The following is a 12,949-nucleotide window of genomic DNA, read 5'->3' as shown; positions in this document are numbered from 1 at the left end:
TAGAAAAGTTTTGTCGTAGACACCACAAACATTATTCCCTATGTTGAATGTATTTATGATGGCCGGCCTGTTGCTGGTATTGCTGGTCATACTGACCAGTTTTGTTACGGTACAGCAAGGTACGATTGCTGTGACCACTATTTTCGGAAAGTATAACCGGATACTTTCGCCGGGGTTGAACTGGAAGGTGCCGTTGATAGAAAAGGTGTTCAAGCGGGTATCGATCCAGAACCGGTCGGTAGAGTTAGAATTTCAGGCGATTACGATCGACCAGGCCAATGTATATTTTAAGGCGATGCTGTTGTATTCTGTATGGAACCAGCAGGAGGAGACGATCAAAAATGTGGCGTTCAAGTTTATGGATGAGCGTAGTTTCATGCAGGCGCTGGTGCGTACGATCGAGGGATCTATCCGAGGTTTTGTGGCTACCAAGCGCCAAGCGGAGGTATTAGGATTAAGGCGCGATATTACGGAGCATGTGAAGGAGCAGATTGACAAGACGCTGGAGGACTGGGGGTATCATTTGCAGGATCTGCAGATGAATGATATTACTTTTGATGATGTGATTATGAAGTCGATGGCGCAGGTGGTATCGTCTAATAACCTGAAGGCTGCGGCAGAGAATGAAGGGCAGGCATTACTGATTACGAAGACGAAAGCGGCGGAAGCGGATGGTAACGCGATCAAGATTGCGGCGGAAGCGGAGCGGCAAGCTGCGCAACTGCGTGGACAAGGGGTGGCATTGTTCCGTGAAGAGGTCGCTAAGGGTATGACTATGGCTGCCAAGGAGATGCAGCAGGCTAACCTGGATACCTCTGTTATCCTGTTTTCCATGTGGACGGAAGCGATCAAACATTTCTCTGAGAACTCCAAGGGGAATGTGATCTTCCTGGACGGTTCTTCTGAGGGGATGGAGCACACCATGCATCAGATGATGGGTATGAACAAGCTGATGGAGCCGCAGAAGGGCAGATAATTGCTATGTTATTATAACAAAGGGCCTCATGATGTAAGCGATCATGAGGCCTTTACTTTTTTTATATACGGTTGTTATCATAACGGTTGTGCTTGTACGCCGTCTTTGGTCATCTTCACCGGTAGTATTCTGCCATTGTTGTCGAAGTGCATTTCGTCGATGCAGGTGGCGCGGTGGTCGCGATGTGTATCGCCCAGGGGGCGTCTGTGATAGACGATATACCATTTGTCTTTCCCAGGTACTTGTATCACGGAGTGGTGGCCGGCGCTGGTAGCTACCTCTGGGTCCTGCTGCAGGATTTTATCCAGCCGTTTGAAGGGGCCCATGGGGGAATCGGCGATGGCATAAGAGACGCTGTAGTCGGGGCTGCCCCATCCGCCTTCTGACCACATGAAATAGTATTTGCCGTTGCGGATGAACATAAAAGGCCCTTCTACATATTTTTCCGGTGTGATCTCTTTGTAGGTGGTACCATCGGGGAAGGGGAGCAGGCCGGTAAAATCGGGTTTGAGCCGGGCGATGTTGCAATGTCCCCATCCGCCGTAGATGATATAGTACTGTCCATCTTTATCTTTAAATACAAACTGATCGATGGGTTGTGCGCCATTGTAGATTTCGCCGATGAGGGGTTTGCCCAGGTAGTCTTTATAGGGACCTTGTGGTTTATCACTTACGGCTACACCTATACCGCCGACCTCTTTTTTAGGATTGTGTATGTCGTTGGCGCCGAAGAAGAGGTAGTAACGTTTATCTTTCTCTACGACGGCGGGCGCCCACATGGCTATTTTAGCCCAGGATACGTGTTGGGTATCCAATATGTGTTTGTGTTTTTTCCAGTTTACGAGGTCTTTGGAAGAGAAGGCGTCGAAGAATACCTGCTCTTCGTACCGTGCGGAGTAAGTAGGAAATATCCAATACTGTTTGCCAAAGACGATGCCTTCGGGATCGGCGTACCAACCCGGGAACACGGGGTTGCCGGACGTCTTCTTTGGAGCCGGTGCTTGCGCGGCTGCGGAGGCATACATGATGATGGAACAAAGCCCAGACAAAACATACTTCTTCATCATAAAATCATTTGCACTAAAATAGAAATTCTCACAAGAGAAGATGAGAAAGTTTTATGGCTGGCGGTTCTCTGTTTTCCAATGGAAGGTATTGGAATCTACTTGAGATTTATGGAGCAGACGGTTCAGTTCGTATATGGCGGTTTGAAATCTTTCTTTGCTGATGTTGTGGCGAGCCTGGCCGACCATATAGATATGGAAGGAGGGTCGTAGCCGTGCCTGGGCCAGCAGGATATTAATACCCGGGAAGCTTTTGGCAAAGGCGGTGTTTAATTGAGTGGTATCGTGCAGGGGGATGCTCCAGTTGACGCGGAAGGGCATGGTGGTGGTATCGTCGGTGAGGCGGGATACTTTGATGCGTTGTTCCGGATCGTAGGCGCATAGTAGCAGTTGCTGGTCGCTGCTATCTGAGTAGGCGGTGATGCCTTTATGCAGCCGGATGACGGCGGAGTCGACGGTGATGAGGTAGGGATATAATGGTGCTGAGCGGGGACTATCCAGGAATTTCCGCATGTCGGCGTTGGCCTGTGAATATTGAAACAGCTCGATATTGAGCGGATTGTCGGTATTTATGCGTGGCAGGAGCCGGAGGGTAGCGGCCGTGTCGTTCGTATACAGGAAGAGTTCTCCTTCTGTTTTCATGCGTTCCCGGAGGGAGTCCTGCATTTCCTGCCGGTAGTAATTGAACATGTATTCGGAGCTACGTTTAAGTTTTCCGATATCGGGCTGGCTACCGAACCATTTGGGGCCGCAGGCCCTGATCATGAAGAGGACGGCTAATATAAAGCCCAGAGGTACTGCCCAGGTGATTTTGCCACCTTTGGCGGTAATGTCTTTGAGTTGTCCGGAGACGGGGGTGGGAGTGGTTTGTTTTTTTGTTGTTACTTTTTGTGGGGAGGGTATTTTTTTGTTATCCAGTTTGGCCATGTGTTTTTCCAAGGCGGTGAGGAAGCTCCAGAAGGTGTCCAGGTCTTCTTTGGTGTTGGCTAGCAGGCCGCGGTTGGAGCTGTTGAGGTACCAGGCGACGGAGCGGCTGTTGTTGAGTTTGAGCTTCAGGGAAGGTTTGGAATAGGCCCAGGGTGAATATGCTTTTTTGATATCTTCCAAGGGGATGTCGCCATAGCGGGCGGAGGTGATATAGTGTTGATCGAGGGTGATCTCTTCTTTCAGGAATCCGTAGCGTAGGAGGAGTACGGTAAAGGCCAGCAGTAGGGTGATGGCGAAGCCTATGATCCAGCCTACGTTGATCTCAACTTCGACGGAGAGTACTGCGGAGCCCAGTATGAGCAGGGGTATGATCGCTACGGAGGACCATACGAGCGGCATATTGATGATGGGAAAGGAAAAATGTTGTTGCGCCATTGGCTACAGATTGCATATAGTCCCGGTCGTACATTGGCGGATGAACGACCGGGTGGTGATGAGATCAGGTTTTTTCTTCGGAGGATATCCACTTGGGGACATTGGGAGCTTTATAGGCTTCCATCAAGGCAAGTAATACGGGGATATTGTCTGCAGACAGCATCATGTCGCGGTTGATGGGTTTGAGGAGGCCGGCCTGCGTCATGTTGTCTGTGAGTTGCAGGAGGCCATCGTAGAAGCCATTGATATTGAGTAATGCTACCGGGTATTTATGTAGTCCCAGCTGGGCCCAAGTGAGCATTTCGAAAAATTCTTCCATGGTGCCGAATCCGCCGGGGAGTGCGATGACGCCATCGGAGAGTTCGTGCATTTTGGTTTTACGTTCATGCATGGTATCTACCATGATGAGTTGTGTGAGGCCGGTATGAGCGATCTCTTTGCTGCCGAGGAAGTGTGGCAGTACGCCGATCACTTTTCCGCCAGCTTCGAGTGCGCCGTTGGCGACGGCGCCCATGAGGCCTACTCGGGCGCCACCGTATACTACAATGATATTTTGTGTAGCCAGTGTTTTGCCTAAGAGGTAGGCTTGTTCTTCATATATCCTGTCGTTGCCTGAGCTGGAGCCACAGAATACGGTAATGCTTTTCATATTTACGTCACATTTTACGTTGAGCTATTTCCTGCGTTGGGTGAAGAAGGTCTTCACGAGTTGCAGGCTTTGTTCTTCACAAGGGCCTTTTTCCAGTTTGGTTTTTGGATGGAAGGGGGAGTTGTCGCCGGTGCTGCGGCGATAGCTGTTCTTTTCGTCTGCTGCGGCGTATACGATACGGCCTATTTTGCTCCAATAGAGTGCGCCGGCGCACATGAGGCAAGGTTCCAGTGTGACGTAGAGGGTTGCTTCCATCAGGTATTTGCTGCCAAGTGTATTGAAAGCTGCTGTGAGTGCTAACATTTCAGCATGGGCGGTACAGTCATTGAGCAGTTCGACCTGGTTGTGGCCTCTGCCGATGATTTGTCCGCTTTGTACGACTATAGCGCCTATGGGTACTTCTCCTTTGTCGAATGCGAGGCGGGCTTCCCGGAGGGCCTGCTGCATGTAGTGTTCATCTGTCATGCCTTATTATTGAATGAGTTTAAGGAACTCATCTTCTGTCAGGATCTTAATGGTATTGATTTTTTTGGCTTTTTCCAGTTTGCTGCCGGCATCATCGCCAACGATGAGGTAATTGAGTTTGCTGCTGACGCCGCTGAGGATTTTGCCACCCTGCTGTTCAACCATTTCTTCGGCATCGCTACGTTTGAGTTTATGAAGGGTGCCGGTGAAGAGGAATGTTTGTCCGCTGAGGGTGCCTTCGGCGCTGAGGGATCCTTTGGTATTGGTCAGGCTGATACCCAGTTGTTCCAGTTTTTCGAGCATATGGATGTTATCATGGATGCTGAAGAACTGGCGGATGGAGCCGGCTACTTTAGGGCCGATATCTTCGAGTGCGAGGATGGCTTCTTCGGAGCGGTCTTTAAGTTCTAGCAGGTGGGAGACGGAGTTGGCCAATGTTTTGGCGGTGGTCTCGCCTACGTATCTAATGCCCAGTCCGAATATGAGGCGGTGGAGGGGTTGTGTTTTGGATTGTTCGATAGCGGATTGCAGATTGGACAGTGATTTTTTGCCAAAGCCCTCCAGTTGTTCGAGTTTGCTGAAGTCCAGTTCATAGATGCCCGGTATGTCTTTGAGCAGGCCAAGCTGGTAGAACTTGCGCACGTTGCTTTCGCCGAAGCTGCGGATATCCATGGCATCTTTGCTGACGAAGTGGATGATGCGTTCTACGACTTGTGCTTCACAGTTGATGTTGACGCAGCGCCATACGCTTTCTCCTTCGGGTTTGTAGAGGGGGTCTTTACAAACGGGGCAATGTGTCGGGAATACGATGGGTGCTTCGGCGCCATCGCGTAGGTCGGCGATCGACTTAACGATGTAGGGGATTACGTCGCCGGCTCTTTCTACGAGGACGGTATCGCCGATCATGAGATCTTTTTCGCGTACTACGTCTTCATTGAAGAGGGAGATGGAGCCTACGGTTACGCCGCCGATGGGAACGGGGTCTATCTTGGCTACCGGTGTGATGGAGCCGGTGCGGCCTACCTGGAATTCTACTTTGCGTAGTTTGCTGGTAGCCTGGCGGGCTCTGAATTTGTAGGCCATAGCCCACCTGGGGTGGTGGGTGGTCATGCCCATTTTATCTTGCAGTTCGTAGTCATTGACTTTGATGACCATGCCATCTATTTCGTAGGGCAGGTTATCGCGTTCGGTTTCGAATGCGTTGCAATAGTCGATGACGGCCTGTATGCCTTTGAGGACCTTCTTTTCTTTGGCGGGGCTGCGGAAGCCTAGGTTGGAGAGGAGGTCGAGTGTATTGCTATGGGTTTTTATTTCTTTGGGTGCTGTCGTTCCCGGCTCCATGGTATGATAGCTCATATGATAGAGGAATGCTTCGAGGCCTCGTTTGGCTACTTCGCGGGGATCTACCATGCGGAGGGAGCCGGAGGCGGCGTTGCGGGGATTTGCCAGTGGCGGGAGGTTGTCGGCGGCACGCTGTTCGTTGAATGCTTTGAAGGTATTTTTATTGATCAGCACTTCGCCTCTTATTTCGATGGTATGTATGCCGAAGGAGGAGAAGTTGGCAGACAGGGGGATGGATCGTATCTGTTTGATATTGGTGGTGATGTCGTCGCCGGCTACGCCATCACCGCGGGTGGCGCCCCGTACCAATTGATCATTTTCATAGATCAGGGAGATGCTGGCGCCATCGAATTTAGGTTCGATACAGTATTCGATCTCGGAGAGGGCACTGATCTCGCGATTTTTACGATCCCAGTCGTTGAGGTCGTCGGCATCGTAGGAGTTCTCGAGGCTGAGCATTGGCACGAGATGTTGTACGGTGGGGAAGTTTTTGGTAAGGCCCAGTGCGACCCGTTGAGTAGGGGAGTCGGGGCTGACGAGGTGAGGGTTTTCTACCTCCAGTTTTTTGAGCCAGGCGAACAGCTGATCGTATTCATAATCGCTGAGTACCGGATCGCTCTGTACGTAATATCTCCAGTCATTATAGGTGATCACGCGGCGCAGGGCTTCCATGGTGGCGTTGTTATCCTGTAATAACTGGTCCTGCTGTAATTTTGCCAGCAGGTCTTTTGCCAGCTGCGCGAGGGTGATTTCTATTTCCTTTGTATACATAATTAATCAAAACTGTGCGTAAATTTAATCTTTATCGCCAACGCACCGGTTTACCAGGTGTATTTTTTTACGGCGTATGTCAACCAAAATAAACAACACACTATGAAATCAATATCCGGCATCCTGTTACTAGGAGCTTTATTTGCCTGTAATACCCGTCAGCAGGCGGACCTTATCATACATCATGCGACTATTTATACGGTTGATTCGGCCTTTGGCAAAGTTAGTGCTATGGCTGTGAAAGACGGTAAGATATTGGCGACGGGCAGTTCGGAGGATATATTGGCCCGGTATGATGCGAAGGAGGTGAAGGATGTGCAAGGGGCTTTTGTGTATCCCGGCTTTATTGATGCGCACGCGCATTTCCAGGGTTATGGTTATGCCTCGCAGCAGGTGGCGCTGGAAGGGACGAAGAGTTGGGAGGCGGTATTGGATAAGGTGAAAACATTTGCCGCTGCGCATCCTAGGGGATGGATCGTTGGGAGGGGATGGGATCAGAATGATTGGCAGGATAAGGTATTTCCGGATAAGGCGGCATTGGACAGTTTATTTCCTGACCGGCCGGTAGCGTTGGGGAGAGTGGATGGTCATGCGGCTATTGCCAACCAGGCGGCGTTGCAGCTGGCGGGTATACAGCCCGGGCAGCAGGTAGCAGGCGGCGAGATAGAGATGCGGCAGGGGAAACTGACCGGTATATTGGTGGATAATGCGGTGCGGCTATTGCTGGAGAAGCTGCCTGCTCCTGATGTACAGCAACAATCGGAGGCGTTGCTGGCAGCGGAGCGTAATTGTTTTGCGGCAGGATTGACCTCTGTGACGGATTGCGGATTGATGTACAATGATGTATCGGTGATTGACAGTCTGCAGCAGGCGGGTAAGTTGAAGATGCGTATTTATGTGATGCTTTCGGATGTACCAGTGAACTATGACCGTTATTTGAAGCGGGGGCCTTATAAAACGGCTCATCTTAATGTAGGTGGTTTTAAATGTTATGCTGACGGAGCCTTAGGGTCGCGTGGAGCATGTTTGATACATGCATATACGGACCGTCCGGGTTGGGTAGGTTTCCTGCTGAAGGATAAGGCTTATTTTGAGGAACGTGCGGAAAAGCTGGTGAATACTGGTTTTCAGATGTGTACACATGCTATAGGCGATTCTGCGAACCGGGAGATATTGCGTATATACGCGAAAGTGTTGAAAGGGAAGAATGACCGGAGATGGCGTATAGAGCATGCGCAGGTGGTGGATAGTGCTGACTTTGCGCTCTTTGGTAATTACAACATTGTTCCATCTGTGCAGCCTACCCATGCGACCTCTGATATGTATTGGGCTGCTGAGCGGCTGGGGCCGGTACGTGTGAAGGAGGCCTATGCTTATCAGCAGTTATTGCAGCAGAATGGATGGATACCGTTGGGGACTGATTTTCCGGTAGAGGATATTAATCCGTTGAAGACTTTTCTGGCGGCGACTGCCCGTATGGATGCTTCGGGGTATCCGCAGGGAGGGTTTCAGCCGGAGAATGCATTAAGCCGGCAGGATGCGTTGCGGGGGATGACGATATGGGCGGCCAAGGCTGGATTTGAGGAGCATGAGAAGGGGAGTTTGGAGAAAGGAAAGTATGCGGACTTTGTAGTCCTGGATCAGGACCTGTTGGTAATACCATATGATAAAGTGCTGAAAACGCGGGTGGTGGCTACTTATAGTGGTGGGAAGGCTGTTTATGAGCGTGGAGCAGGAAAATAATTTTGTGAAAGTTCCATGTTTATTCTTTAAAATATCCTAACTTTTTGTTGTGTTAACAACATGAAGTAATAGGGAACTTATCACCAGAACAGCAGCATAATACGGACCACATTTCACCCTGTTATTTGCGACAACCAAAATCTAATCTAGCCGCTATGAAAACTCAGAGGAGCGAACCATCTGTCGGGTATTGCGTTTTGTAAAGCCGGTTACTTGCTGACGTTTGTGTATCGGTTATTATTCCACGACTATGTTATCAACGCAGAGCAAAAACATTAACAAGCATTTTTCCGAGATCAGGGATTATTTTAAGATCGCCATCTCTGTGGATTGTGTCATTTTCGGTTTTGACAACAGCGAGTTGAAAGTACTGCTGATCAAGTCTGACCTGGAGGAATTCAAAGGTAAATGGTCGTTGGTGGGCAATATTGTCCATCCGGACGAAGAGCTGGATGTAGCGGCCTACCGGGTACTCAAGGACAGGACGGGGCTGGAGAACCTGTATATGGAGCAGGTACAGTCGTTTGGTCGGGTAAGGCGTCATCCGGCGGGGAGAGTCGTCACGATCGCGTACTATTCGCTGGTCAATATTGAGCATTATGACATACAGGGAGGGGATTATGATCTGCATTGGCATTCGGTGAAGGATATCCAGCAGTTGGCATTTGACCACAAGGAGATCCTCGATGTATGTTACGAGCGATTACAACGCAAGGTAATTGAGCATCCTATTGTATTCAACCTGCTACCACGTAAGTTCTCTCTACGGGAGTTGCAGTGTCTTTATGAATCGATATTGGATGTAAAGCTGGACCGCCGGAACTTCCGGAAGAAGTTTCTGTCTACGGGATTGTTGACGGACTTAAATGAAGAGGAGGAAGATGTGCCACATCGTCCTGCGAGATTATATGAGTTCAATGCAGAGAAGTTTGACCCCAGGAGAAAAGGATATTTAGGCATCGATTTCTAGTGTGACCACTCTCTTTACTTTATAGTGACCCCTTCAGAGAACAATAATTCAGCAATGTTAATTAAGTACAAGTGCCGCGTGTGTAATTAGCTCAGATCAGCTGTTTGGTGTCTTAAAAACAGTATTTCCATCGATCGACATTAAGAATAGTGATGTTTTGCCGAAAAAATTGAGAGAATTGTGTTGCGCCATGCTAAAGGGGTGTGCAGGAATTATCATGTTGATATTTTTTTGACCCGCTATTGCTATGTTTTTTTGGCGTAAAAGTGTACGGATAATAGTTGAGCCAGGGAATGTAGTGCTGTGCTGCATCTTGCTGTGCGTGCAGTTTGCGGGGCGATATGTTTTGTGAAAAACCAGTAGAAAAGTTTTTTTTAACAAAATATTTTAATTAAGATTGTGTAGAAGTTACGCATACATTTACATGCAGAATGATGTGGTGACCCAAGTGACATGAAGACCAAACTATTTCAACCAAGATCAAAAAAAATCCGTCTACAATAACTAACAAATAGTTCCTATAGGAAGCTAATGTGCTGCTGAAGAGTCTCACTATAGAACAATTGTTGGCAATTCCAGAATTAATACAGGACAATGGCTCCTGTTCATTATAGCTTATTATAATTCCACGTCATGAAATCCCAAAGTTTACTAAGCATTCTTGCCTGGTGTTCTATTATGTTACTTTCCCTTGCACAGCAAAGTCTGGCGCAAGGGAAAGTAATCTCGGGAAAGGTTAGCGATGACCAATCCGGAGATCTGTTACCAGGGGTAACCGTAATGGTAAAAGGCACCAACACAGGTACTATCACTGCTCCGGATGGTACATTTAAATTAAACATTAACAACAATGCCTCTACGTTAGTATTCTCTTTTGTTGGTTATGATAACAAAGAGATTGCTATCGGTAATGAAACCGTTTTCAATGTAACGTTGAAGAATGGTAAAGCACTGGAGGAAGTAGTGGTGGTTGGTTATGGTACACAGCGTAAGAAAGATGTGACCGGTGCTGTAACCAAGATCAGTACGAAGGAATTCAATACCGGTGTTATCGCTAACCCGTTGCAGCAGGTGCAGGGTAAGGTAGCAGGTTTGGTTATTGTGCAGCCCGGTGCTGATCCGAACTCCAGTATGACGGTGCGTTTAAGAGGATCTACTTCTCTGCAGGGACAACCGCCGCTGCTGGTGATAGATGGTGTTGCCATGGATGATTTTAACCGAGGTATCAACTCTGTTGCACCTGGAGATATTGAATCTTATGACATATTAAGGGATGCATCTTCTGCTGCGATCTATGGTGCACGTGGTGCCAATGGTGTTATCATTATTACCACCAAGCGTGGCCGTAGCGGTAAGGCTTCTTTGGAATACAGCGCTTTTGCAGCGGTGGAGCGTGTATCCAACCGGTTGAAAATGCTAAGTGCGGATGAATGGCGGAAAGCGGTATCGGATCTGGGTTTGAGTAACGCAGCTGATAAAGGCGCCAACACAGACTGGCAGAAAGAGATTACCCGGGATGCGGTGTCTCACTCCCATAACCTATCTGTAAGTGGCGGCTCTGATAAGCTGAACTACCGTGCTTCCTTTAACTATCTCAAGCAAGACGGTGTAGTGAGGAATACGGGTAAAGAACTGCTGACAGGCCGTATCAACGTGAATCAGAAGGCGCTGAACGACCGGCTTACCATCAACTACCAGCTGAACACCAGCCTGACCAAACGTGATCTGCTGCCGGATCAGCGCGACTTCGCAAAAGAAGATGGTAGTACTATCTTTAACCTCACCTATAACTATCTTCCTGTATATCCTGTCAGGAATTCCGACGGCTCCTATTTTCAGCTGATAGACTTTGAGCTGGAGAACCCGGTAGCCAGGCTGAACCAAATCTATCATAAGAAACGGGAGAACTTTACCCAGGGTTCTGCTAAAATAGATTATCAGGTGGCACAGGGGCTTACGCTAGGTACGTTGCTTGCCAACTCCCGTACCAATGAGTTGGAAGACTATTTTGAACCACGTATCCCGGAGAAAAATAACAAGTCATATGCGTCGAAGATCAACTTCGATAAGGTATTTACCACCTTTGATGTGCACGCTAACCTTAAGCGGACTTTCGGCAAACATAACATCGATATTACGGGTGTGTATGAATATAATAAGTATGTGAACCAGGGATTTCAGGCAGGTGCGAGAGGTTTCCTGCTGCCGGATCTCCTGAATAATAACCTGGGGTTGAATACGGATATCCAGCCGAATGACATTGCTTCTTTTAAGGATGAGAACCTGTTGATATCCTTTTTAGGACGTGTGGTGTACAACTATGCGGATAAATATCTCGTGACTTTCAACTTCCGCAGAGACGGTTCTTCCCGCTTTGGCAGCAATCATCGTTGGGGTAATTTCCCCTCTGCGGCGGTAGCCTGGCGTATAAGCGGAGAAGAATTTATGAAGAAAGTGACGGTGGTCAATGACCTGAAGTTCCGTATCAACTACGGTACTACGGGTAACCAGGAAGATATCGGCCAGTATCCTTATCAGCTGTTGTATGGAAATGTAGGAGCATATTACAACAATGGTAATGTGTCGAACGGTTATGGTATCACCCAGTTGAATAACCCCGATCTGAAATGGGAGGTACGACAATCGTTTAACATTGGTTTAGACTTTTCCTTGTTTAACAGCCGGTTGAATGGTACGGTGGATGTGTTTAACGACAGGACGAAAGACCTGCTGTTCCAATACGACCTGCCGCAACCGCCTTTCCTGACGAACCGTGTGATCGCGAATGCGGCTAATGCAACGAATAAGGGGATTGAGGTAACATTGAACGGTGACATTATCAGGAGTAAAAACTTTACCTGGAATGCTTCACTTAACGTGGCTTCCCTGCGTAACAAGATCACTAACCTATCCGGTAAATTCCAGGGTGCTGACTTGTCTATTACAGCGCGTAACTATGGATTTGCAGATGGGCGTGGGCTTTCGAATGCTTACGTAACCCGGTTGATCGTAGGACAACCTGCGGGCGTATTCTGGCTGCATCATTTTGAAGGATTGGATGCAAACGGTAAGCAGCTATTCACCGACTACCAGGATGGTAAGCGGGTGGGGACTACTACCAGCCCGACAGATGATGACCGCATTTACATTGACCCTACGCCTAAGTTCACATATGGTTTTACCAGTAACTTCTCCTTTAAACAGTTTGATCTCAGTTTCTTCCTGCGAGGCGTAAGTGGTGCGAAGATATTCACCAACACCTTACTGAACCTGGAGAGTGTTACCCGTTTGCCGGGGAACAATGTTACCAAAGATGCGCTTAGTAATGGATTTAAGGAGCAGCCGCAACCCTCTGACTATTGGCTGCGAAATGCTTCTTATCTCAGAATGGAAAACTTGACGCTGGGATATAACTTCAAGGCTAATGCAATAAAAGGTATCAACTCCTTCCGTATTTATGTGGCATCGAACAATCTGTTTGTGATCACCAAGTATCCAGGGATAGATCCTGAAGTAAAAGTGGATGGTAACAAGCGATACATTGATCGTAACTACTATCCGAAGACCCGATCTTTCTCATTTGGAGTGAACGTGAATTTTTAACAGCC

Annotated in this window: 9 protein-coding genes; 4 read left to right on the top strand and 5 right to left on the bottom strand. The window is 48.4% G+C overall.

Annotated elements, in window-relative coordinates; genetic code table 11:
• Positions 1-40 precede the first annotated feature (40 nt).
• On the top strand, positions 41-976 hold the full coding sequence (locus KTO58_RS22220; RefSeq protein ID WP_095837292.1) for an SPFH domain-containing protein: 936 nt from the start codon (positions 41-43) through the stop codon (positions 974-976).
• A gap of 77 nt (positions 977-1,053) precedes the next feature.
• Here the strand turns inward: KTO58_RS22220 and KTO58_RS22215 are convergent, their stop codons facing one another.
• The 5 genes from KTO58_RS22215 to ligA form a co-directional block, all read right to left on the bottom strand.
• Positions 1,054-2,040, bottom strand: a complete 987-nt coding sequence (locus KTO58_RS22215) for a glycoside hydrolase family 43 protein (RefSeq protein ID WP_095837293.1) — start codon at positions 2,038-2,040, stop codon at positions 1,054-1,056.
• A 54-nt stretch (positions 2,041-2,094) separates the two neighbouring features.
• A complete protein-coding gene (locus KTO58_RS22210; protein WP_225859873.1) occupies positions 2,095-3,402 on the bottom strand; it encodes a hypothetical protein in 1,308 nt (435 codons plus the stop codon).
• A 64-nt stretch (positions 3,403-3,466) separates the two neighbouring features.
• A complete protein-coding gene (locus KTO58_RS22205; protein ID WP_095837296.1) occupies positions 3,467-4,051 on the bottom strand; it encodes an LOG family protein in 585 nt (194 codons plus the stop codon).
• A gap of 24 nt (positions 4,052-4,075) precedes the next feature.
• Positions 4,076-4,516 (bottom strand): nucleoside deaminase, encoded by a 441-nt coding sequence (locus KTO58_RS22200; protein ID WP_095837297.1) that lies wholly within the window; start codon positions 4,514-4,516, stop codon positions 4,076-4,078.
• 6 nt (positions 4,517-4,522) lie between these two features.
• Positions 4,523-6,628 carry an NAD-dependent DNA ligase LigA gene (gene ligA / locus KTO58_RS22195; RefSeq protein WP_095837298.1) on the bottom strand — a complete coding sequence of 702 codons (2,106 nt, stop codon included), beginning with the start codon at positions 6,626-6,628 and terminating at the stop codon, positions 4,523-4,525.
• 102 nt (positions 6,629-6,730) lie between these two features.
• Here ligA and KTO58_RS22190 point away from each other — a divergent pair, with 102 nt between their 5' ends.
• The 3 genes from KTO58_RS22190 to KTO58_RS22180 all read left to right on the top strand — a co-directional run bounded on the left by KTO58_RS22190 (position 6,731) and on the right by KTO58_RS22180 (position 12,944).
• Entirely contained in the window at positions 6,731-8,371 is a 1,641-nt protein-coding gene (locus KTO58_RS22190) for an amidohydrolase (RefSeq protein WP_095837299.1), read from the top strand.
• A gap of 250 nt (positions 8,372-8,621) precedes the next feature.
• On the top strand, positions 8,622-9,341 hold the full coding sequence (locus KTO58_RS22185) for an NUDIX hydrolase (protein ID WP_095837300.1): 720 nt from the start codon (positions 8,622-8,624) through the stop codon (positions 9,339-9,341).
• A gap of 633 nt (positions 9,342-9,974) precedes the next feature.
• Positions 9,975-12,944: a SusC/RagA family TonB-linked outer membrane protein gene (locus KTO58_RS22180; RefSeq protein WP_095837301.1), complete on the top strand. Its 2,970-nt coding sequence runs from the start codon at positions 9,975-9,977 to the stop codon at positions 12,942-12,944.
• The last annotated feature ends 5 nt before the right edge of the window (positions 12,945-12,949 follow it).

Origin of the sequence: Chitinophaga pendula (genome assembly GCF_020386615.1) — a bacterium.
GTDB classification, from domain to species: domain Bacteria; phylum Bacteroidota; class Bacteroidia; order Chitinophagales; family Chitinophagaceae; genus Chitinophaga; species Chitinophaga pendula.
Note: the sequence above shows the minus strand (reverse complement) of the source record. Positions and strands in the feature narration are given on the sequence as shown.

Excerpts from the sequence above, each read along its gene's own strand:
- KTO58_RS22220 (WP_095837292.1), top strand. The coding sequence starts at position 41 with ATGTTGAATGTATTTATGATGGCCGGCCTGTTGCTGGTATTGCTGGTC.
- KTO58_RS22215 (WP_095837293.1), bottom strand. The coding sequence starts at position 2,040 with ATGAAGAAGTATGTTTTGTCTGGGCTTTGTTCCATCATCATGTATGCC.
- KTO58_RS22210 (WP_225859873.1), bottom strand. The coding sequence starts at position 3,402 with ATGGCGCAACAACATTTTTCCTTTCCCATCATCAATATGCCGCTCGTA.
- KTO58_RS22205 (WP_095837296.1), bottom strand. The coding sequence starts at position 4,051 with ATGAAAAGCATTACCGTATTCTGTGGCTCCAGCTCAGGCAACGACAGG.
- KTO58_RS22200 (WP_095837297.1), bottom strand. The coding sequence starts at position 4,516 with ATGACAGATGAACACTACATGCAGCAGGCCCTCCGGGAAGCCCGCCTC.
- ligA (WP_095837298.1), bottom strand. The coding sequence starts at position 6,628 with ATGTATACAAAGGAAATAGAAATCACCCTCGCGCAGCTGGCAAAAGAC.
- KTO58_RS22190 (WP_095837299.1), top strand. The coding sequence starts at position 6,731 with ATGAAATCAATATCCGGCATCCTGTTACTAGGAGCTTTATTTGCCTGT.
- KTO58_RS22185 (WP_095837300.1), top strand. The coding sequence starts at position 8,622 with ATGTTATCAACGCAGAGCAAAAACATTAACAAGCATTTTTCCGAGATC.
- KTO58_RS22180 (WP_095837301.1), top strand. The coding sequence starts at position 9,975 with ATGAAATCCCAAAGTTTACTAAGCATTCTTGCCTGGTGTTCTATTATG.